The organism is Aquibium sp. ELW1220 (assembly GCF_030398385.1).
In the GTDB taxonomy this organism is placed as follows: domain Bacteria; phylum Pseudomonadota; class Alphaproteobacteria; order Rhizobiales; family Rhizobiaceae; genus Aquibium.
In genome coordinates this window covers 62,328-82,086 of record NZ_JAOAOQ010000021.1, presented here as the reverse complement: position 1 = coordinate 82,086, position 19,759 = coordinate 62,328, and the positions used below count along the sequence as shown (strand labels likewise).

General features: G+C 67.7%; 21 protein-coding genes. 11 read left to right on the top strand and 10 right to left on the bottom strand.

Annotated features, from left to right (window positions below):
- The first annotated feature begins 195 nt into the window (after positions 1 to 195).
- Together N1F91_RS18805 and N1F91_RS18800 are read left to right on the top strand one after the other, a co-directional pair.
- Positions 196 to 1,230 carry a GTP-binding protein gene (locus N1F91_RS18805; RefSeq protein ID WP_289994562.1) on the top strand — a complete coding sequence of 345 codons (1,035 nt, stop codon included), beginning with the start codon at positions 196 to 198 and terminating at the stop codon, positions 1,228 to 1,230.
- Positions 1,231 to 1,349: 119 nt separating this feature from the next.
- Positions 1,350 to 2,324, top strand: a complete 975-nt coding sequence (locus tag N1F91_RS18800) for a WD40 repeat domain-containing protein (RefSeq protein WP_289994561.1) — start codon at positions 1,350 to 1,352, stop codon at positions 2,322 to 2,324.
- A 3-nt stretch (positions 2,325 to 2,327) separates the two neighbouring features.
- On the opposite strand, the gene N1F91_RS18795 is transcribed toward N1F91_RS18800, so the two are convergent.
- Positions 2,328 to 2,789 (bottom strand): hypothetical protein, encoded by a 462-nt coding sequence (locus N1F91_RS18795; RefSeq protein WP_289994560.1) that lies wholly within the window; start codon positions 2,787 to 2,789, stop codon positions 2,328 to 2,330.
- 117 nt (positions 2,790 to 2,906) lie between these two features.
- Positions 2,907 to 3,380, bottom strand: coding sequence for a GNAT family N-acetyltransferase (locus N1F91_RS18790; protein WP_289994559.1), 474 nt, complete (start codon positions 3,378 to 3,380; stop codon positions 2,907 to 2,909).
- Positions 3,381 to 3,535: 155 nt separating this feature from the next.
- Here N1F91_RS18790 and N1F91_RS18785 point away from each other — a divergent pair, with 155 nt between their 5' ends.
- From N1F91_RS18785 to N1F91_RS18760, 6 genes are all read left to right on the top strand, one after another.
- The gene (locus N1F91_RS18785; protein ID WP_289994558.1) at positions 3,536 to 4,909 is read left to right on the top strand and encodes an aspartate aminotransferase family protein; all 1,374 of its coding nucleotides are present in this window, start codon (positions 3,536 to 3,538) and stop codon (positions 4,907 to 4,909) included.
- 225 nt (positions 4,910 to 5,134) lie between these two features.
- Positions 5,135 to 6,523, top strand: a complete 1,389-nt coding sequence (locus tag N1F91_RS18780; protein WP_289994555.1) for a glutamine synthetase family protein — start codon at positions 5,135 to 5,137, stop codon at positions 6,521 to 6,523.
- Positions 6,524 to 6,683: 160 nt separating this feature from the next.
- Positions 6,684 to 7,112 (top strand): MerR family transcriptional regulator, encoded by a 429-nt coding sequence (locus tag N1F91_RS18775; protein ID WP_289994554.1) that lies wholly within the window; start codon positions 6,684 to 6,686, stop codon positions 7,110 to 7,112.
- Positions 7,048 to 7,449 carry a carboxymuconolactone decarboxylase family protein gene (locus N1F91_RS18770; RefSeq protein WP_289994553.1) on the top strand — a complete coding sequence of 134 codons (402 nt, stop codon included), beginning with the start codon at positions 7,048 to 7,050 and terminating at the stop codon, positions 7,447 to 7,449. Before N1F91_RS18775 ends, N1F91_RS18770 begins: the two co-directional genes overlap by 65 nt.
- A 186-nt stretch (positions 7,450 to 7,635) precedes the next feature.
- The gene (locus N1F91_RS18765) at positions 7,636 to 8,871 is read left to right on the top strand and encodes a putative DNA modification/repair radical SAM protein (RefSeq protein ID WP_289994552.1); all 1,236 of its coding nucleotides are present in this window, start codon (positions 7,636 to 7,638) and stop codon (positions 8,869 to 8,871) included.
- A gap of 2 nt (positions 8,872 to 8,873) precedes the next feature.
- Complete coding sequence (locus N1F91_RS18760) at positions 8,874 to 10,370, top strand: UdgX family uracil-DNA binding protein (protein ID WP_289994550.1); 1,497 nt, start codon at positions 8,874 to 8,876, stop codon at positions 10,368 to 10,370.
- 428 nt (positions 10,371 to 10,798) lie between these two features.
- On the opposite strand, the gene N1F91_RS18755 is transcribed toward N1F91_RS18760, so the two are convergent.
- The 4 genes from N1F91_RS18755 to N1F91_RS18740 are packed head-to-tail and all read right to left on the bottom strand — an operon-like array spanning position 10,799 to position 13,719.
- Complete coding sequence (locus tag N1F91_RS18755; RefSeq protein WP_289994549.1) at positions 10,799 to 11,095, bottom strand: nucleotidyltransferase domain-containing protein; 297 nt, start codon at positions 11,093 to 11,095, stop codon at positions 10,799 to 10,801.
- A gap of 26 nt (positions 11,096 to 11,121) precedes the next feature.
- The gene (locus N1F91_RS18750) at positions 11,122 to 12,387 is read right to left on the bottom strand and encodes a glycerate kinase (protein WP_289994547.1); all 1,266 of its coding nucleotides are present in this window, start codon (positions 12,385 to 12,387) and stop codon (positions 11,122 to 11,124) included.
- A complete protein-coding gene (gene otnI, locus N1F91_RS18745; RefSeq protein ID WP_289994546.1) occupies positions 12,384 to 13,175 on the bottom strand; it encodes a 2-oxo-tetronate isomerase in 792 nt (263 codons plus the stop codon). The genes N1F91_RS18750 and otnI overlap by 4 nt, the downstream gene beginning before the upstream one ends.
- Before the next feature lie 46 nt (positions 13,176 to 13,221).
- On the bottom strand, positions 13,222 to 13,719 hold the full coding sequence (locus tag N1F91_RS18740) for a heme-degrading domain-containing protein (protein ID WP_289994545.1): 498 nt from the start codon (positions 13,717 to 13,719) through the stop codon (positions 13,222 to 13,224).
- 220 nt (positions 13,720 to 13,939) lie between these two features.
- On the opposite strand from N1F91_RS18740, the gene N1F91_RS18735 reads away from it, so the two are divergent.
- Complete coding sequence (locus tag N1F91_RS18735) at positions 13,940 to 14,806, top strand: hypothetical protein (RefSeq protein ID WP_289994544.1); 867 nt, start codon at positions 13,940 to 13,942, stop codon at positions 14,804 to 14,806.
- 67 nt (positions 14,807 to 14,873) lie between these two features.
- Here the strand turns inward: N1F91_RS18735 and N1F91_RS18730 are convergent, their stop codons facing one another.
- The 3 genes from N1F91_RS18730 to N1F91_RS18720 form a co-directional block, all read right to left on the bottom strand.
- Entirely contained in the window at positions 14,874 to 15,554 is a 681-nt protein-coding gene (locus N1F91_RS18730) for an MOSC domain-containing protein (protein WP_289994542.1), read from the bottom strand.
- Positions 15,555 to 15,664: 110 nt separating this feature from the next.
- Complete coding sequence (gene guaD / locus N1F91_RS18725; RefSeq protein ID WP_289994541.1) at positions 15,665 to 16,966, bottom strand: guanine deaminase; 1,302 nt, start codon at positions 16,964 to 16,966, stop codon at positions 15,665 to 15,667.
- Position 16,967: 1 nt separating this feature from the next.
- Positions 16,968 to 18,182: a urate hydroxylase PuuD gene (locus N1F91_RS18720; protein WP_289994540.1), complete on the bottom strand. Its 1,215-nt coding sequence runs from the start codon at positions 18,180 to 18,182 to the stop codon at positions 16,968 to 16,970.
- Positions 18,183 to 18,339: 157 nt separating this feature from the next.
- Between N1F91_RS18720 and N1F91_RS18715 the strand changes: the two genes are divergently transcribed.
- On the top strand, positions 18,340 to 19,254 hold the full coding sequence (locus N1F91_RS18715; RefSeq protein WP_289994538.1) for a LysR family transcriptional regulator: 915 nt from the start codon (positions 18,340 to 18,342) through the stop codon (positions 19,252 to 19,254).
- Positions 19,255 to 19,262: 8 nt separating this feature from the next.
- Positions 19,263 to 19,583, top strand: coding sequence for a hypothetical protein (locus tag N1F91_RS18710; protein ID WP_289994536.1), 321 nt, complete (start codon positions 19,263 to 19,265; stop codon positions 19,581 to 19,583).
- 1 nt (position 19,584) lies between these two features.
- Here N1F91_RS18710 and N1F91_RS18705 read toward each other — a convergent pair whose 3' ends face one another.
- A complete protein-coding gene (locus N1F91_RS18705; protein WP_289994535.1) occupies positions 19,585 to 19,710 on the bottom strand; it encodes a hypothetical protein in 126 nt (41 codons plus the stop codon).
- Positions 19,711 to 19,759 lie beyond the last annotated feature (49 nt).

The window sequence follows — 19,759 nt, the reverse complement described above, 5'->3', positions numbered from 1 at the left end:
CGCCTCTTCGAACCAGCCGGCTAATTCGCCGACGAACGCATGGCAGAGGACTGTATCAGTTGCATGACAGGCGCGGCGGCCGGCGGCCCGGCCCGCGAATCGAAGGCCTCGCCAACGACGGATCCAGCGCGTGCAATCGTGCGGTCACCGTCCTATATGACCGCGATACTCGTTCAAACGACGCAGAGGCGCGCCATGCCCGACACCCAGCCCCAGATCCCCGTCACCGTTCTCACCGGCTATCTTGGTTCCGGCAAGACCACCCTGCTCAATCGCATCCTCTCGGAAAACCACGGCAGGCGCTACGCGGTCATCGTCAACGAGTTCGGCGAGATCGGCATCGACAATGATCTCATCGTGGAGTCCGACGAGGAGATCTACGAGATGAACAACGGCTGCATCTGCTGCACGGTGCGCGGCGACCTGATCCGGGTGGTGGAAGGCCTGATGCGCCGGCCGGGCCGCTTCGATGCAATCCTGGTCGAGACCACCGGTCTCGCCGATCCGGTCCCGGTCGCGCAGACCTTCTTCATGGACGAGGACGTTCGGTCCAAGACGCGGCTCGACGCCGTCGTCGCCATGGTCGACGCCAAGCACCTTCCGCTGCGCCTGAAGGACAGTCGCGAGGCGGAGGACCAGATCGCCTTCGCCGACGTCATCGTCGTCAACAAGACCGACCTCGTCACCGCCGACGAACTGCGTGCCGTGGAAGCCACCATCCGGGCGATCAACCCGGCCGCCCGCCTCCATCGCGCCGAACGCGCCGGTGTTTCGCTTGCCGAAGTTCTCGATCGCGGCGCCTTCGACCTGAAGCGCGTGCTCGCCGACGACCCGCATTTCCTCGACCCCGAGGAACACCACGACCATGATCACGCGCATCACGACCACGAGCATGGGCATCACCACCACGGCGACGCCTCGCCGATCCACGATGTCACCGTCCAATCGGTATCGCTGCGCGCGGGCGAGATGGACCCGAAGCGCTTCTTTCCCTGGATCGAGAAGATCACCCAGCTGGAAGGGCCGAACATCCTTCGCCTCAAGGGCATCATCGCCTTCAAGGGTGATTCGGAACGCTATGTCGTGCAGGGCGTCCACATGATCATCGAGGGCGATCACCAGCGCCCCTGGAAGGACGAGGAGAAGCGCGAGAGCCGTCTGGTCTTCATCGGCCGCGAACTCGATCCCGAGCGGCTGAAGCGGACCTTCGAGGCCTGCCAGGCGGCTTAGACCTTTCCGCGCCGGCTGGGCGTGACCCGTGCCGCATTCCTCGCCAGCGCCGCGCGTGACAAGATCGAGATGCGCCGCTAGACCCGCGCCAGTTCTCGACAGCCACGTCCGGAGATACGATGCCAACCGTCGCCCCCCTCGATCTCGATGGCCACTGCGTCGTCGCCGCCTTCGTCTCCGACGTGCCGCACTTCGCGCTGGCAGACGGCGTGGTGCATCGCTTGGCCGACGGTCACAGGCAGGTAGCCGCGCATGACGGGCTGACCTGCGCGACGCTCGACGAGCGCGGCGAGCGGCTGCTGACCGGCGGCGAGGACGGCAAGGTCACGGCCATCGGCGCCGACGGATCGCTCGAGCACCTGGCCGACATCGGCCGCAAGTGGATCGCCTGCATCGCTTCGGGTCCGCAGGGCGCCATCGCCTGGGGAGCCGGGCGCACGGCCTATGTCCGCTTCGCCGACGGCAGGACGAAGAGCTTCGACCATCCGCGCACGGTGGAAGGCATCGCGTTCTCGCCCAAGGGCATGCGCATCGGCGTGGCGCGCTACAATGGCGCGACGCTGCACTTCCCGGCCGCCGACGGCAAGCCGACCGAGCTCGAATGGGCGGGCGCGCATACCGGCATCACGTTTTCGCCCGACGGCAACTTCCTCGTCACCACCATGCAGGAGGGCGCCCTGCACGGCTGGAAGCTCGTCGACGCCAAGCACATGCGCATGACCGGCTACCCTGCCAAGGTGAAGAGCCTGTCATGGAGCCCGAAGGGCCGCTGGCTGGCCAGTTCCGGCGCACCGGCCGCCATCGTCTGGCCGTTCCAGGGCAAGGACGGTCCGATGGGCAAGGCGCCGCTCGAACTCGGCACCCGCGGCAACACGCAGGTGACTGCAGTCGCCTGTCATCCGGCCGACGATTTCGTCGCCATCGGCTATGCCGACGGCATGGTTCTCGCCGCCCGCATCGCCGACCAGAAGGAGGTGCTGCTGCGCCGCCCTGGCAAGGGCGCGATCACCTCGCTCGGCTGGGACCGCGCCGGTCGTCGCGTCGTCTTCGGCTCGGAAGCCGGAGACTGCGGCGTCATCGACATCGCCGGCTGATCCCTATTCGACGAAGCATTCGACGGAACCGCTTCCCTTGAACGTCCGCCCCTCTCCCGTGGTATCGCCTGCCATGTCGAACACGCTCAGGTCGTACGCCCCCTTGTAGAGGCCTTCCTCTCCGGCAGTCGTCCGGACTTCGATCCGGACGTAGCCATGCGTGCCCTCAGCGCGCTCGCGATAGAGCAACAGGCGCAATTCCTCGCCGTCGAGCCAGTATTGCGCCAGATGCTCGCCGTCATAGGCCATGTTGCGCAGGTCGCCCGCCACCGCGTCGTCGCGGATGACGGACGTGGCGCGGAAATTGAAGACCGGACCGCCCATGCCACGGGCTACCCCGCTCTCGATCGTGAAGACCGCGAACTCGTCCTCGGCCGTGCACTGGAGGCCACCGGATGCAAGGGCGACCGCCGGCCACAACGCCAGAATCACCCCCGTCAGAACCGAAATCGAAGCGAGACGCATACGAGAAATCCTCCCTCTCGTGGTCGCGAGCCGTGCGCGTTCGCCCAGAATAGCATCACGGGGCGCTGGACGGGAGACCGTCGCGAAATCGGAACACGCCTCGCCCTGCGATCGCCGCTACAGCACGCGCTCGTAGTAGCGCACCGTCCGCTCGCCCCCATAGATGGCCGCCTCGCCGACGATGCGGAAGCCGAGCGCGGCATGGAAGGCGTCGGAGGCCGGGTTCGGCGGGTCTGAATTCACTTCGCAGGTGACGACAGAGTGACCGTCCCGTCGCGCTTCTTCGAACAGATGCTCGTAGAGACGCCGCGCATGCCCCCGTCCGCGCGCCGCCGCCGCCACCGCGATGCGATCGACATAGGCAAAGCGCGGGTACCGCTCGCAAAACCACAGGAAGTTCGGGCTCTCGTAGGCCGCGTCCTGGTCGAAGGCGATCATGAACGCCTCCAGCCTGCCGATCCGCCGCGCCAGATAGGCGACCTTGAGCAGGCGCTTCAGACCTGCCGCATCGAGCAATGAGAGTTCCGAGGCGTGAATGGTGTTGAGCGCAAGTACGGCAGGTTCGTCGGCAGGCGAGATGGGCTCGATCATGGGCAGGCGGCGGTCCCGGTTTTCGCGGTCCGCGACCATAGCCCGGGCGGATGCGCGCTCAAGCCCCAATCTGGTCCAGTGCCTGCAGCGGCAGGACGATTGCCGGCCTCGACCGCCCCAGCTAAGAAGATGCTCGTCTTCCGGGGGGCGTTCGATTGCAGCAGACCAGCGACAGGATCGGCGGCGTACCCGTCCGAAGCATAGAGGCCCTGCGCGCCCGTGAAGCCGCGATCTTCGCCGCCTCGCGGCCGCGATCGGCGGCCGCCGCCGCCGCGCCGTCCGGCTTCCTCGACGGGGTGCCGCTGCACTGGATGCTCGACTGGCCGATGCCCTTCCGCATGGTGGTGGCGCAGGCGCGCGGCGCCACCATCACCGACATCGACGACCACCGGCTGGACGATTTCTGTCTCGGCGACACGGGCTCGATGTTCGGTCATTCGCCCGCCCCCGTCGCTCGCGCCATCCGCCGGCAGGCCGGCCGGGGCCTGACCTACATGCTGCCCAACGAAGATGCGGCCGTGGTCGGCCGGCTGCTCGTCGAGCGCTTCGGCCTTCCTTTCTGGCAGGTCGCGACCACGGCGACCGACGCCAACCGCTTCGCGCTGCGTCTCGCCCGCGCCATCACCGACCGGCCGAAGATACTCGTCTTCAACGGCTGCTATCATGGCTCCGTCGACGAGACGATGGTGCGGCTGAGGGACGGCCGCGCGATCAACCGCCCTGGCCTCGCAGGCGAATTTCGTGACTTGGCGCAGGCAACCATGATCGTCGAGTTCAACGACCTTCCCGCGCTCGAAGCCGCACTCGCCGCGCGCGACGTGGCCTGCGTCATCACCGAGCCGGTTCTCACCAATTCCTGCATGGTTCTGCCGGCGCCGGGCTTTCACGACGCGCTCCGCCGCGCCACCCGGGAGACCGGAACGCTGCTGCTCATCGACGAGACGCACACGATCTCCACCGGTCTCGGCGGCTACACGCGCACGTTCGGCCTGGAGCCTGATCTTTTCGTGCTGGGCAAGCCGGTCGCGGGCGGCGTGCCGGCCGCAGTCTGGGGCATGACCGAGGAGGTAGCCATGCGCTGGGAAGCGTATCAGAAGACGAAGGAGCAAGGCTATTCCGGCATGGGCACCACGCTCTCGGCCAACCCGCTGCAGTTCGCCGCGATGCGCGCGACGCTGGAGGAGGTGATGACGGCGGAGAATTACGCCCGCATGGAGCGCTTTGCCGAACGGCTGGAAGCGGGCCTGTCCGCCGCCATCGGGCGCCATGGCCTGCCCTGGCACGTCGCCCGTGTGGGGGCCCGCGTCGAGTTCATCTGCGCCCCGGGCCCGCTCGCCAACGGCGCGGAAGCCGAAGCCGCGCACGCTCCCGCGCTCGAAGCCGCAATCCATGTCGCGCTCGTCAACCGCGGCTGCCTGATCGCCCCCTTCCACAACATGATGCTCGTCTCCCCCGCCACCACGGCACGGCAGGTCGACCGGCTGGTCGGGGCCTTCGGCGCTGTCTGCGCGGAACTGGCGGGACACTGAGATGCCCATGCTCCGTCGCGCCCCCCTCTGGCCTGCCGGCCATCTCCCCCACAAGGGGGGAGATCGGCAGTCGTTGCGACGGCGCGTCTCCTTCGATCTCGGCGATTGGCGAAGGCCGTCGCGATATCCGATCTCCCCCCTTGTGGGGGAGATGCCCGGCAGGGCAGAGGGGGGCGCCGTAGAGCGCGACGCACCACGAACCGCAAGACCCGCGAGCCCCCGCCCATGACCTCCCCCTCAGGCTCCACCCCCGACGAAGCCCGCGCCTTCCTCGAGGCGCATCCGGATGTCGAGGCGATCGACATCGTGCTCGTCGACGTCAACGGCGTCGGCCGTGGCAAGATCATCCGCAGGCACGAACTCGAGGGTTTCTACAAGGGCGGCCGGCACCTGCCGATTTCCATCCTCGGCCTCGACATCACCGGCGAGGACGTCCACGAAACCGGGCTGATCTGGGATTCGGGCGACGGCGACCTGCGCGCCTGGCCGATCCCGGGCACGCTGGTGCCGCTGCATGGCACCAGCCCGCGCCGCGCCCAGGTGCTGATGTCGATGCATGGCCTCGACGGGGCACCCATGACCTCGGATCCCCGCCATGCGCTCGTGCGCCAGGTCGGCGCCTTCGCCGCCCGCGGGCTGCATCCGGCAGGCGCTTTCGAGCTCGAGTTCTTCCTGCTCGCCAACGAGCGCGATGCCGACGGCGGCGTGCGGCCCGCTCGCGCCGTCCTGGACGGCCGCCGCTCCGGCAAGACCGAGGTCTATTCGGTCGACCACCTGCATGGCATGCAGCCGCTGTTCTCCGACATCTATGCGGCGGCGCGCGAACAGGGCATCCCGGCGGAGACGGTGATCTCCGAATATGCCCCCGGCCAGTACGAGCTGACGCTGAACTACCGCACCGACATCCTTCGGGCAGCCGACGACCTGATCATGCTGAAGCGGCTTGTCCGCGCCCAGGCGCGCCGACACGGCGTCACCGCCTGTTTCATGGCCAAGCCCATCGAGGCCTATGCCGGCTCGGGCATGCATCTGCACGTCTCGCTGCAGGACGGAGCCGCCCGCAACATCTTTGCCGAGACAGAAGAGGGGCGCTGGGAGCCGCGCCTGCTGCATGCGCTGGGTGGTCTTGCCGCCACCATGGGCGAATCCATGCTGGTCTTCGCGCCCCACGCCAATTCCTGGCGCCGCTTCGTCGCCCAGTCCTATGCGCCGGTCGCGCCGACCTGGGGCGTCAACAATCGCTCGGTGGCGCTGCGCGTGCCCGCCGGCGACGCCCGCAACCGCCGGATCGAGCACCGCCCGTCCGGCGTCGATGCCAATCCCTATCTCGTCGCTGCCACAGTGCTCGCCGGCATCGCCAAGGGCCTCGACGAGGCGCTCGATCCGGGTCCCGAGACGACAGGCAACGGTTATGCGGCCGCCGATGATGCCCGCGCAGCCATGCCCGCCGACTGGCGCTCGGCCATTGAAGCGGCGCGCGCCTCGGCCTTCCTGAAGGACGCGCTCGGCGAAGACCTCCACCGCACCTTCACCGCCATCAAACATGCGGAATACCTCCGCGTCGCCCGTACCGTCAGCGAACTGGACTACCATCTCTACCTGCACGAGGTTTGAACCCGGCTCCGGCCGATCCGGCCCTGTGCCCTTCTTTCCCGCGCGAACCCGGCCGCAGGATTGGTGCCGACGGATCCATGTTCCGGTCGCACTTTCCCTGTTGACTTGGAGTGCGCTCGAACCCCTAGCCTCGGATGCGTCGTGGCGAAGGAAGACATTCATGAAGATCGGCCAGCTGGCGAAGCGTTCGGGACTGTCGGCTTACACCATCCGCTACTACGAGCGGATCGGCCTGCTTCCCTATGCCGACAGGGATCGCTCGTGCCAGCGAGACTATGATGCGTCGATCCTGATCTGGATCGAATTCCTCGGCCGCCTGAAGAAGACCGGGATGCCGATCCGGGAGATGCTGCGCTATGCCGCCTTGCGGGAACGCGGCGTCGACACGGAAACGGAGCGCCGTGAGCTGCTGGTTCAGCACCGCGAACGCGTCCAGGCCCACATCGCAGACCTGCAGGAGTGCCTTCTCGTCCTCGACACCAAGATCGCCGGCTACGGCGGCCCAGCCAAGAGGATGAACGACTATGACGCAACACCACCCGAACGCCGGCGAAAGCCGGTTGGAACGCGGCAAGCGCGCGCTCGCTGACATCGACGGCGAGGCTGGCCACAACGTCGTCGCCGCACTGGCCGACATTGCTCCCGATTTTGCCACCTATCTGCTCGAGTTTCCGTTCGGCGACATCTACAGCCGGCCGGGCCTCGATCTGCGGAGCCGCGAGGTGGCGACGATCGCCGCCCTGACAGCCATGGGCAATGCGGCGCCGCAGTTGAAGGTCCATATCGAAGCCGGCCTGAATGTCGGTCTCGGCCGGGAGGAGATCACCGAGATCATCATGCAGATGGCCGTCTATGCCGGCTTCCCGGCCGCCCTCAACGGCCTGTTCGCCGCCAAGGAGGTCTTTGCCCGCCGCGACCTCGCCTGACGGGCAAGTCGATCAGACATGATCCGCGGTCGCGGGCGCGCCCTTCCCGGACGATGCGAGGAAGGGCGAGCCCGCCATCCATCGCGCGGCCCCTCGTCTGCCCGGCCCCCTCCGGGCGTCGGCTCCAATGTGCCGCTCATATCAAAGTGAATGGCGCGGCTGCCCTCGGGAACATATCATGAACTCATGACAGCCATCACCCTTCGCCAGAAGCTTGCGATCCTCTCCGACGCGGCCAAGTACGACGCCTCCTGCGCCTCGTCGGGAGCGGCGAAGCGCAATTCGCTGAAGAGCGGCGGCATCGGCTCGACCGAAGGCTCCGGCATCTGCCACTCCTATGCGCCGGACGGTCGCTGCATTTCGCTGCTCAAGATCCTGCTCACCAACTTCTGCATCTACGACTGCAGCTACTGCATCAACCGGTCGTCCTCCAACGTCCGTCGCGCCCGCTTCACGGTCGACGAGGTGGTGCAGCTGACGCTGGATTTCTACAAGCGGAACTACATCGAGGGCCTGTTCCTCTCCTCCGGCGTGATCCGCTCGCCTGACGAGACAATGGGCGAGATGGTCGAGATCGCCCGGCGCCTGCGCGAGGAGCACCGTTTCGGCGGGTACATCCACCTGAAGACGATCCCCGAATGCGCGCCGGAACTGCTGGAAAAGGCCGGCCGCCACGCCGACCGCCTGTCGATCAACGTCGAACTCCCCACCGACGAAGGCGTGAACCGGCTTGCCCCGGAGAAGAAGCCGGAGACGATCCGCATCTCGATGGCGCGATTGCGCTCGAAGATCGAGGAGAAGTCCGAGCCCACCATGCGCACGAAGACGCGCGAGCGCTTCGCGCCCGGCGGCCAGTCGACGCAGATGATCATCGGCGCCGACGCCTCGCCCGACGCGACGATCCTGAAGTCGAGTGCCCGGCTCTATTCCAGCTACCGCCTGCGTCGCGTCTATTACTCCGCCTTCAGCCCGATCCCGGATTCCTCTTCCGCTCTCCCCCTGAAGAACCCGCCGCTGATGCGCGAGCACCGTCTCTACCAGGCCGACTGGTTGATGCGGTTCTACGGCTTTGAACAGGACGAGATTCTCTCCGGTCGGCCTGATGGCATGCTCGATCTCGCTGTCGATCCAAAGCTCGCCTGGGCGATCGGCAATCGCGCCATGTTCCCGGTCGACGTCAACCGTGCCGACCGCGAGAACCTGCTGCGCGTGCCGGGCCTCGGCACCCGCGCCGTCGGCCGCATCCTCGACACCAGACGCTATCGGCGGCTGCGGCTGGAGGATGTTGGCCGGCTCTGCCAGTCCATCACGAAGGTTCGCCCCTTCATCGTCGCGGAAGGCTGGACGCCCGGCGCCCTGACCGACAGCGCCAACCTGCGCGCCCGCCTTGCGCCAGCGCCGGTGCAGATGGAGCTGTTCTGACGATGGCGGCCATCGCCCGCAGCCTGCCGCGCATGACGGTGAAACTGGCCGGCCAGACCGACCTCGATGGCTGGCGCACGGCGGCGCGGGCTCTGGCGATGAAAGGCGTGCCGGCCGACCAGGTGGGCTGGACCATCGCGGGCAACGCCTCGGCGGACCTCTTCGCGGGGACGGATCATGCCGCCTCCGAGGCGTTGCCGGGTGCGGACAGTACCACCTTCACGGTGCCGCGCGCCTTCGTCGAGCTTGCCGAGACCGTCGTGTGCCACCGCGACCCCGAGCGCTTCGCGCTGCTTTACCGTGTGCTCTACCGGCTGCGCGAAGAGCCGCACCTCATGAAGATCGGCTCCGACACCGACGTCCGCCGACTCGAGGCGATGGCGAAGTCGGTCCGCCGCGACATCCACAAGATGCGCGCCTTCGTGCGTTTTCGCCGCATCGGCGGCGGGCCGGACGACCGCCATGTCGCCTGGTTCGAGCCCGATCACTTCATCGTCGAGGCCAACGCGCCCTTCTTCGTGCGCCGCTTCACCGGCATGCGCTGGACGATCCTCACGCCGCTCGCCTCGGCAGACTGGGACGGGACGCGCCTCACGATCGGCCCCGGAGCCACCAAGACCGACGCGCCGTCGGAAGACGATGCCGAGACCCTGTGGCGCACCTATTTCGCCTCGATCTTCAACCCGGCGCGGCTGAAGGTGAAGGCGATGCAGGCCGAGATGCCGAAGAGATACTGGCGGAACCTCCCCGAGGCCTCCCTCATTCCCGACATGATCCGCGGCGCCGAGGAGAAGGCCAGGGAAATGGTCGAGAAGCAGCCGAGCGAACCCGCACCGCACCATGCGAAGATTCAGGCGCGTCACTGGCCGGCGCCGCCCGCCGGCGACAGCACCACCCAAGACGGCGCCGACGCCCGGACCTTGGCCGAACTCTCGCGCACAGCCGAATCCTGCCGTCGCTGCGACCTCTGGCGCGACGCCACGCAGACCGTCTTCGGCGAGGGACCTGCGCCGGCCCGCGTGGTCTTCGTCGGCGAGCAGCCCGGCGACCACGAGGACATCGCCGGCAAGCCCTTCGTCGGCCCGGCCGGGCGGCTCCTCGACGGCGTCCTCGTCGAAGCCGGCGTCGACCGCGACGCGGTCTACGTCACCAATGCGGTCAAGCACTTCAAGTTCGAGCCGCGCGGCAAGCGCCGCATCCATGCCAGGCCGAACGCCGGCGAGGTAAAGGCCTGCCGCTGGTGGCTCGACCACGAACTGGCGCTGATCCGCCCCGACCTTGCCGTTGCCCTCGGCGCCACCGCCGCCCAGTCCCTTCTCGGCAAGCCGGTCGCGATCACGAAGCTGCGCGGCCAGGTCATCGTGCGCGACGACGGCCTGCGCGTCTTCCTCACCGTCCACCCCTCCTACCTCCTGCGCATCCCCGACCCCGCAGACCGCGACGCCGAGCATGGGCGGTTCCTGGCGGACATGAAGGCAGTGAAGGCGTTGATGGGATAGTGGGGGCGCCGCGACACATTTGTGGTTTTCACCAGTCCACTTCGCTCGCCCTCGCATGGTCGATGGGCTGGCACGGCGACGCGACAACCATCGCGCCGTCATCCTCGGGCTTGTCCCGAGGATCTCCCGACCCTCGAATGCTTGGCGTTTCCAGCCTCCCCGCGTGACTGCAGCACGCGTGCAAGCCCGAAGCCCGGGCAGATCCTCGGGACAAGCCCGAGGATGACGGCGGCGCCGGGATTTTGGTGTCGGCCCTGTCGGAAGCGCCGACAGGGAGCTGCAAGATCGGCCATCAGATCGGCCAAACTCACGCAGCCGGCCCAGGATATCCTTTCATCGTCCTCGCCTTGGCCCGCCGCGCCATCGGCCAGCTGTTGGCGCCGGGACCAAGCGGCAGCGCGACATCGGAACATCCGCGCAGCGCCTTGTCAGAACGCATAGACCGCATTGCTCGGCGCGGCCGCCCGGACATGCGGCTTCAGCCCTTCGCGGCTGACCACGTCGACAGACCCCTCGAACAGGCCCGCGAAGTAGGCCTTGAGGTCGACATGGTCGTAAACCCCGAGACCGGTGTCCGCGTCGAGTTCGATGACGATGTCGATGTCGCTGCCGGCGTGCCTGTCCCCACGCGCGGTCGACCCGAACAGCGCGGCGCGGCGCACGCCCCGATTCTGCAGATCGGCCCGATGCCGTCTGAGGATGTCCAGTGCCTGGTCGCGTTCCATGGCGCGATCCGCCCCCGCGCGACAGCCTACCGCACCAGCATCGCCCTCAGATCGTTCACGTTGGTCCCGCTCGGCCCTGGCGAAAACAGGTCGCCGAGCGCATCGAACGCGGTCCAGGCGTCGTTGGTGGCAAGCAGCGCGCGCGGGTCGCGGCCCGCAGCCCTCAGCCGCGCGGCACTCGTTCCGTCGCAGAAGGCGCCCGCATTGTCCTCCGACCCGTCGATGCCGTCGGTGTCGGCGGCGAAGGCGGAGATGCCGGCCACCCCGTCGATGCCGAGCGCCAGCGCCAGCAGGAACTCGGAATTTCGCCCGCCCTTGCCCGCCCCGCGCAGCGTCACGGTCGTCTCGCCGCCCGAGAGGATGACCACGGGCTTGGCGAACGGCCGGTTCCTCGCAGCCACCTCGCGTGCGATGGCCGCATGCACGCCGCCCACCTCGCGCGCCTCGCCCTCGATCGCGTCCGACAGGATCACGGCCTCGAGCCCCTGCGCCCGCGCGGCAGCGGCTGCCGCCTCGAGCGAGACGGCCGCCGAGGCGATGACGTGAACCTCGTTGCCGGCGAACCGCGGATCGTCGGGCAGCGGCGCGTCGGCCTCGGGCGAGGCGAGATGCGCCATCACTGCCGCCGGCAGTTCCATACGCCAGGTCTCCACCAGCCGCAGCGCGTCCTCACGCGTCGAGCCGTCCGGAATGGTCGGGCCCGACGAAACGAGAGCGGCGACGTCGCCGGGAATGTCGGAAACGACGAGTGTCACCACGCGGGCCGGATGCGCGGCCGCGGCGAGCCGGCCGCCCTTGATTGCCGAGACGTGCTTGCGGATCGCGTTCATCGCCGAGATCGGCGCGCCCGAGGCGAGCAGCGCGCGGTTGACCGCGATCTCGTCGTCGAGCGAGAGCCGCCCGGCCGGCGCCGGCAGCAGCGCGGACCCGCCACCCGAGATCAGCGCCACGACAAGATCGTCCGCCGTCAGCCCCGAAACCGTCCGGAGCAGCCGCTGCGCGCCGGCGAGCCCCGCCGCGTCCGGCACCGGATGCGCGGCCTCGACGACCTCGATGCGTGTGCACGGCGCGCCATAGCCGTAGCGGGTGACGACGAGGCCTTCGAGCGGTCCGTCCCACGCGTCCTCGAAGGCCCTCGCCATCTGCGCGGATCCCTTGCCGGCCCCGATCACGATCGTCCGCCCCTTCGGCCTCTCGGGCAGGAAGCGGCCGATGACCCGCGCGGGATCTGCGGCCGCCACCGCCGCCTCGTAGAGATCGGTGAAGAAGCGCTTGGGTTCGAAACCGCTCATGCCACATCAGCCTTCAGCCATGACCGCGCCCAGCCGAGTCCGGCAACGGTGTCGCCGGCCGGGGTGTATTCGCAGCCGACGAAACCGTCGTAGCCGCGGGAAACCAGTGCCTGGAGCACGAAGCGATAGTCGACCTCTCCCGTGTCGGGCTCGTGGCGGCCGGGATTTCCTGCGATCTGCACGTGGCCGATGAGGTTTCGGAAGCGGTCGAAGGTGGCGATGAGTTCGCCGCGCATGCGGCTCTGATGGTAGAAATCATACTGGATGCCCACGCCGGGCGAGCCGACTGCCTCCACGATGGCAGCAGCCTGCTCCACGGAGGAAAGAAAGTAGTTCGGCGTATCGAATGGGTTGAGCGGTTCGATCAGCAGCCGCACGCCGTGCGGCCAGAACAGGGCGGTCGCCTCGCGCAGGTTCGCCACGAAGGTCGCTTCCCGCTCGGCCATGTCGGCCTGCCCCGACAGCACACCGGCCATGCAGTGGAGCTTGCGGCACCCGGTGGCGAGCGCATGGCGGAGCGCCGGCTCCAGGCTCTCGCGGAAGCGTTCGCGCGCCTCGGGAATGCTGGCGAGCCCGCGCTCGCCCGCTTCGATGTCGCCCGGCGGCAGGTTGAACAGCGCGATCTCCAGCCGGTTCCTTTTCAGTTCGGCGCCGATGGCATCGGGATCGAAGGCATAGGGAAACTGGAACTCGACGGCCGAAAACCCTGCCCGCGCCGCGCGCTCGAACCGTTCTAGGAACGGCGTCTCGTTGAACATGGTCGACAGGTTGGCAGCGAGCTTCGGCATTCATGATCTCCGTCGGATTCCGAGCCTGGACGGCCTTGCGACCGCGTCACTCCGCCGGCAGCGCCAGCGCCGCGTGGTCGAGACCGAGATGTGCGCACAGCGCCTCGACGACGATCGCGTGGTCCTGGCGCTGCGGCAGGCCCGATATCGTCACGCAGCCGATGATACCGGCCGCAGCAAGCCGGATCGGGAAGCTGCCGCCGGCCAGAACGTAGTCCTGCGGATCGAGCCCGTGGCGCTGCGGGAAAAGCCCGTCCGGCGCGTTCTGCTCCAGCGCAGCGCGGTAGCTGCTCCTGCCCATCCGCCGCACCGTGTTGACCTTGCGTCGCACCCAGTCGGCATTGGCGTCGGTCGAGCCCGGGAGTGCCGCAAAGAACAGCGCCCGGTCCCAGGTGCGGACGTCGATCACGATCGGCAGTCCGTCGCGCACGCCACGGTCGCGCAAGAGCACGCCGAGCCGGAAGGCCTGCTCCTCGTCGAACCGCTCGAAGACGATCGACGCCTCCTGCCTGCGGATGACGGCCAGGTCGCTTTCCATGCTCATTGTCGACTGTCCCCGCTTTTCGGCCGCATCGCCATCTGTCTCGCTCGCCGTCGACTAGCATGGAACACCGGCCGCTCAAACTACCGGCAACCCGCGTTCCCCTGCCCCACGGCGGCCATGGCAGGTGGCCAGCCAGGGTGCAGGCCAGCAGCATCCTCTGGCCGGAGTGCCGGATTTGAGCTAGGGCCGCGGGCGGCTACAGAGGCAGGACGGGATTCCCATGCGGCGGCTCGACGAATACACCGCTCGCGAAATCCTTCGCGGCAAACCGGTGGAAGCGCTCTTCAAGGTCGGGCGCAACGCCGTCATGCGCGAGGCCTACTGCGCGCGAAGGACCGAAGGACATGATGACTTCCTCGCGCAGCTCCAGGCCGTGCGGGGCGGCGTGGTGGCCGTCACCATCGCCTTCGAGGTGCCCTGGCTGATCGACTATCTGGCTGACCGGTTCCGGCGCTTCTCGCAGGACGCGGTGCTGGCCGTCTGCGACAATTCGAGAACGCCTGCGCGCCGGACGGAGATCGCGGCGATCTGCAAGGCTGCGGGCGTGCCCTACCTGGCCTTGCCGCCCAATCCGGCCCGCCATATCGACCGGTCGCACGGCAATGCTCTCAACTGGGTGTTCCGCCACGTCGTGCAGCGCGTGGAACCGAAGGTCTTCGCCTTCATCGACCACGATCTCTTTCCGCCCGGGCCTTTCGCCCTGGCGCCGTTGGTGGCCCGGCAGCCGGTCTACGGCCTCAGGCTCGACGGGATCGGGAGTTGGGCGATCTGGGCCGGCTACGGCATCTTCGACTTCGCCCATGTCGGCAGGCGGCCTCTCGACTTCTACCCGGATCCCGACCGACAGCTCTTTACCGGCGGCAGGAACTGGGAACATGTCTACCGCCACCTGGACCCATCCTCGCTCGCCTTCGCCAGCCGCAGCAGCCGCGTCTTCGACGAGTTGAGCGACTCCAGCGGAACGGCGCTTCGCTGCGGCATCATCGACGGATGGCTGCACCTCGCGGGCGCGTCGCGCTTTCCCGAAAAGATCGCCGCAGCGGCTTACTTCCGGAAGGTTCTCGACGAGGGCGCGGACACGGATTGACCATGGCCGCCCGGCCGCACCGTGCCACCGGGCCGGCAATGCGAGAAGGTCTTGCACCCTGTCCGCTTCAGCCCTTCAGCCGGGCCGCCGTGTCCTCGCCGGCTTTCCCAAGCGCCATCGCCGCGAAAGCCTCGCGCCAGCCGGCATAGAGTTCCGGCATGTCGGCGAGAAACGCCGCGTCCGCCGGTTCGACCCGCCGCGACAGCCGGGCAAGCGTTACACGCTTCACCGTCCAGCCGGGCCGCGGGCGCTCGACGAGCCTGATCGTGTCGCCCTCGGCCACATGCCCCGGCTCCAGCACCCGGTAATACCAGCCGGTGCGCCCGGTCTTCTGGAACAGATAGGCCATGCGCTCCTCGGCCGTATGGGCCGCGAGCTTCCAGCAGGGCTGCCGCCCCTGGCTCACCTGAACGGTGGCGCCCCCGAACGACAGCACGTCGCCGATGCACAGCGTTTCCTCCGTCAGCCCGACCGTCGAGACATTCTCGCCGAAGCCGCCGGCGACGAGGTCGTCGCGGCCGAGTTCGGCCCGCCATGCTGCATAGTGATCGCCGGGATAATGATGGATCGCCTTTTCTCGACCGCCATGCACCGCGAGGTCGGCCTGTGCATCGCGTGGAAAGCCCGTCGGCCCGATCTCCAGCCGCTCGCTTGTGCGCCGCTTGCCGATCGCCGATGGCGGCCGGCCCGGCCAGCGCTCCTCCACCGTGCCGATGAAGAGGGCGTCGATGGTCGCTGAAAGGTTCATGCCGTTCCGTCCGGTTCCTTGAGGCGGTCAATAAGCCCTGGACGACCCGGTCGGGCAAGCAGCAGTTCGGGACATGCCTTTGGGGCAGACGAATCGGCCCGAAAGCCGTGTCACCTCTTCGCCGCCCGCCCCGCGACATACACGGCCTTCACCGCGCGGTCGTCACCGAGCGTCTGCAGCAGGAAAAGCTCCTGCGCCAGCGTCTCGACCCGCTCGCGGCGCAACGCCATGGCCGGCGTGGCGCTGGCGTCGAGCACCACGATGTCGGCATCGGTGCCGGGCTCCAGCGTGCCCGCCCGGTCTGAGATCGACAGCGCCTCGGCATTGCCGCGCGTCAGCTGCCAGAAACTCTGCAGCGGGTTCAGCTTCTCGCCCTGCAGGGCGATCACCTTGTAGGCCTCGTCCATCGTCCGGAGCATGGAGTAGTTCGTGCCGCCGCCGACATCGGTCGCCGTCGCCACGCGCAGCCGCTTGTCCCGGCGACGATAGCGCTGGTAGTCGAACAGCCCGGAACCGAGGAACAGGTTGGAGGTCGGGCAGAACACCGCCACGCCGCCCGCCTCGGCCATCGCATCGGCCTCGCGCTCCGACAGGTGGATGCAGTGGCCAAACAGGCTCCTGGCGCCGATGAGCCCATACCGAGCGTAGACGTCCGTGTAGTCCCTGGCCTGAGGGTACAACTCCTGCGTCCAGCGGATTTCGGCATGATTTTCGGAAAGATGCGTCTGCACGTGGCAGTCCGGATGCTCGGCGGCGAGCGCTCCGGCCATCTCCATCTGTTCGGGGCTCGACGTGATCGCGAAGCGCGGCGTAATGGCATAGAGCTGCCGCCCCTTGCCGTGCCAGGCGGCAATCAGCGCCTTCGTGTCGTCATAGCCCGTCTGCGGCGTGTCGGTGAGCGCTTCCGGCGCGTTGCGGTCCATCATCACCTTGCCGGCGATGTTGAGCATGTTGCGCGCGTGGCTCTCCTCGAAAAAGGCCTCCGCCGACGCCTTGTGCACCGAACAGTAGGCAGCCACCGTCGTGGTGCCGTGCCGCAGCACCTCGTCGAGGAACAGCCGCGCGATGCGCCGGCCGTGCTGGGCGTCGGAGAACCGCGTCTCCTCCGGGAAGGTGTAGTCGTTCAGCCAGTCGAGCAGTTCCGCCCCATAGGAGGCGATCACCTGCATCTGCGGCATGTGGATATGCGCGTCGATGAAGCCTGGCAGGACGAGATGCGGCCGGTGGTCGGCCACGGCGACGTCCGGCCCTGTTCGAGCGGAGACGGCCGAGTGGCTTCCGACCGCGGCGATCCGGCCCTCGCGCACCAGAACCGCGCCATCCTCCTCGTAGCGGTAGGACGCATGGTCCTCGACCCCATCCGGCTCTCGCAGGAAGGAAAGAACCCGTCCGCGGATCAGGAGATCGCCCAACTCAGCGCGCCTCCTCGAACCAGGCCACGATCAGCGCCCGTTCCTCGGGGGTCACGCCGGTCAGATTGCCGGGGGGCATGGCATGGCTGCGACCGGCCTGGAGGTAGATCTCCCGCGCATGGTTGGCGATCGCGGCATCGGTGTCCAGCCGCACGTTCTTCGGCGCCTGGTAGACCCCGTCCCAGAAGGGTTCGGCGGCGTGGCACATCGAGCAGCGGCCGAGGATGGTGTCGCGCACCGGCTCGAAATGCACCGAGGCGACGAAGCGCTCGGCGCCGGCCGAAACGCGGTCCTCGCCGGTCAGCACCTTGGGCACGGTCGACAGCCACATGACCAGGATGAACAGGATCGCCGTCACCAGCCAGGTCCAGGTCGGATTGCCCTTCCGCGCGTGCACCGTGTTGAAGTAATGCCGGATCGAAACACCCATCAGGAAGACCAGGATGGCGATGACCCAGTTGAACTCCGTGGCGAAGGCCAGCGGATAGTGGTTCGACAGCATCAGGAACACGACCGGCAGCGTCAGGTAGTTGTTGTGCAGCGAGCGGGTCTTGGCGATGCGGCCGTATTTCGGGTCCGGCTTGCGGCCGGCGATGAGGTCGGCCACCACGATCTTCTGGTTGGGGATGATCACCATGAAGACGTTGGCCGACATGATGGTTGCGGTGAAGGCGCCGAGGTGCAGCAGCGCGGCGCGGCCGGTAAACAGCTGCGTATAGCCCCAGGCCATGAAGACCAGCACCACGAACAGCACCAGCATCAGCCGCGTGTCGTTCATGCCGAGCGGCGAGCGGCAGAGCAGGTCGTAGACGATCCAGCCGAAGGCGAGCGAAGCGAGGGAGATGCCGATCGCCACCGGAGCGGAAACATCGAGCACGTTCGGATCGATCAGGTAGAGCTCCGCGCCAGCATAATAGACGACCGCGAGCAGCGCAAAGCCGGTCATCCAGGTGGTGTAGGCTTCCCACTTGAACCAAGTCAGGTGCTCCGGCATCTGCGCCGGCGCCACGAGGTATTTCTGCACGTGGTAGAAGCCGCCGCCGTGAACCTGCCATTCCTCGCCATAGGCACCATCGGGAAGACCGGGGCGCTTGTGCAGGCCGAGGTCGAGCGCGATGAAGTAGAAGGACGAGCCGATCCAGGCGATCGCCGTGATCACGTGCAGCCAGCGCACCCCGAAGGCCAGCCAGTCCCACCACAGAGCGAAATCGTTCATGCCATGTCCCCTCGGCCGGTCGACGAACTCTACGTGCTGCAGTGCAAACGGAAAGGAGGGCAGCCGCCCCGACACTTTCAAAAAAATCTAGAAAATAATAGTCTGCCGTCAAAGGAAACCGTGGGGCACAGCCCCGTCACCCTGGCAGATGCCCCCCATGGCCTATCTCGACAACGTCGCCGTCTTCGTCCGGGTGGTGGAACTGGGCAACCTGTCCGCCGCCGGGCGCGACATGCGCATTTCGCCGGCCGTCGCGTCGAACCGCATCAAGGAGCTGGAAAAACACCTCGGCGTGCGCCTGTTCAACCGAACGACTCGCCAGTTGATGCCCACCGAGCAGGGGCGCGTCTTCTACGAAGGCGCGAGGAAGGTGCTGGAAGCGGTTTCGGATGCGGAAGCCGCCGTCAGCGCCCTGTCCGGCCAGCCGCGCGGCACCATCCGCGTCACCGCACCGCTCGGTCTCGGCCGGCGCATGATCGCATCCGGCATTCCCGAATTCCGCAACCGCTATCCCGACATCGAGGTGCGCCTGCGCCTCTCCGACCACGAGGTCGACATCCTGAAGGAAGGGATCGACGTTGCCTTCCGCCTCGGCCTGCTGGAGGATTCGAGCCTGAGGATGCGCGGCATCCTCGATTGCGAGCGCGTGCTGGTCGCCAGCCCGACCTATCTCGACAAGCGCGGCGAGCCGGCGACGCCCGAGGAGCTTCTCGCACACGACTGTCTGATGCTGCGCTATCCCGGCGCCCGCGAGCATTTCTGGACGCTGCAGACGGGGGCCGGACCGCGCAAGCTCGACGTCCGCGGTCCCTATGATTCCGACGATGGCGACGTGCTGACCGGCTGGGCGCTCGCCGGCCACGGCGTGATCCTGAAGCCGCGCTTCGAGGTCGAACCCTTCATCCGCGACCGGCGCCTGCAGGTGATCCTGCCGGGAACACCGCCGGCCCCGGTGCAACTCGCCGCGGTCTTCCCGCACCGCCAATACCAGGACACCAAGCTGCGCCTCCTGCTCGACTTCATGGCCGACCGCTGCCAGCGGATGATCCGCGACATCCTCTCGGGTCGCTGAGGACGGCGATGGGCCGCGTCCTCCTCGCCGCAATCGCCTGGGGCCTCGCAGGCATGGTTGCGCTCCCGATGGTCCTCTATTTTTCGATCCTGGCGCTGTCGCACCTCCTCGATCCGCGATGCGCGGCCTTGGGCGGCCCCGGATGCGCAACCGGCGCCTTCGGCATCGCGCTGGCGTCAGCCATGCCAGCCTTCGCCTTGTTCTTCCTGTTCGGCGTCGTGGCCGGGCGACAGCGTCTGCGGCGCCGGGCGGCCCGCAGCTTCGCGGCCATCCTCGACGGGTCCGGCGAAGGCGAGACTGCCGCGGAGCCGGACGAACACCGCAACTGAATCAGTTCATGAGGCAGACGAAGGCGGTGACGCTGCGACGCCAGACGTTATCACCGCCTTCCCGCGCGACCTCGACCCGCTCCGGTTCCCGGATGCTCTCGCGCAGGAGCAAGAGCAGATCTGGCACGGCGCACGCTTCAACCTTGTCGCTGGTTGATCTCGCGCAAAGACAATCT

What these genes read in the sequence shown, in the direction of transcription:
- N1F91_RS18805 (WP_289994562.1), top strand. Translation starts at nt 196, where the DNA reads ATGCCCGACACCCAGCCCCAGATCCCCGTCACCGTTCTCACCGGCTAT.
- N1F91_RS18800 (WP_289994561.1), top strand. Translation starts at nt 1,350, where the DNA reads ATGCCAACCGTCGCCCCCCTCGATCTCGATGGCCACTGCGTCGTCGCC.
- N1F91_RS18795 (WP_289994560.1), bottom strand. Translation starts at nt 2,789, where the DNA reads ATGCGTCTCGCTTCGATTTCGGTTCTGACGGGGGTGATTCTGGCGTTG.
- N1F91_RS18790 (WP_289994559.1), bottom strand. Translation starts at nt 3,380, where the DNA reads ATGATCGAGCCCATCTCGCCTGCCGACGAACCTGCCGTACTTGCGCTC.
- N1F91_RS18780 (WP_289994555.1), top strand. Translation starts at nt 5,135, where the DNA reads ATGACCTCCCCCTCAGGCTCCACCCCCGACGAAGCCCGCGCCTTCCTC.
- N1F91_RS18775 (WP_289994554.1), top strand. Translation starts at nt 6,684, where the DNA reads ATGAAGATCGGCCAGCTGGCGAAGCGTTCGGGACTGTCGGCTTACACC.
- N1F91_RS18770 (WP_289994553.1), top strand. Translation starts at nt 7,048, where the DNA reads ATGACGCAACACCACCCGAACGCCGGCGAAAGCCGGTTGGAACGCGGC.
- N1F91_RS18765 (WP_289994552.1), top strand. Translation starts at nt 7,636, where the DNA reads ATGACAGCCATCACCCTTCGCCAGAAGCTTGCGATCCTCTCCGACGCG.
- N1F91_RS18760 (WP_289994550.1), top strand. Translation starts at nt 8,874, where the DNA reads ATGGCGGCCATCGCCCGCAGCCTGCCGCGCATGACGGTGAAACTGGCC.
- N1F91_RS18755 (WP_289994549.1), bottom strand. Translation starts at nt 11,095, where the DNA reads ATGGAACGCGACCAGGCACTGGACATCCTCAGACGGCATCGGGCCGAT.
- N1F91_RS18750 (WP_289994547.1), bottom strand. Translation starts at nt 12,387, where the DNA reads ATGAGCGGTTTCGAACCCAAGCGCTTCTTCACCGATCTCTACGAGGCG.
- otnI (WP_289994546.1), bottom strand. Translation starts at nt 13,175, where the DNA reads ATGCCGAAGCTCGCTGCCAACCTGTCGACCATGTTCAACGAGACGCCG.
- N1F91_RS18740 (WP_289994545.1), bottom strand. Translation starts at nt 13,719, where the DNA reads ATGAGCATGGAAAGCGACCTGGCCGTCATCCGCAGGCAGGAGGCGTCG.
- N1F91_RS18735 (WP_289994544.1), top strand. Translation starts at nt 13,940, where the DNA reads ATGCGGCGGCTCGACGAATACACCGCTCGCGAAATCCTTCGCGGCAAA.
- N1F91_RS18730 (WP_289994542.1), bottom strand. Translation starts at nt 15,554, where the DNA reads ATGAACCTTTCAGCGACCATCGACGCCCTCTTCATCGGCACGGTGGAG.
- N1F91_RS18720 (WP_289994540.1), bottom strand. Translation starts at nt 18,182, where the DNA reads ATGAACGATTTCGCTCTGTGGTGGGACTGGCTGGCCTTCGGGGTGCGC.
- N1F91_RS18715 (WP_289994538.1), top strand. Translation starts at nt 18,340, where the DNA reads ATGGCCTATCTCGACAACGTCGCCGTCTTCGTCCGGGTGGTGGAACTG.
- N1F91_RS18710 (WP_289994536.1), top strand. Translation starts at nt 19,263, where the DNA reads ATGGGCCGCGTCCTCCTCGCCGCAATCGCCTGGGGCCTCGCAGGCATG.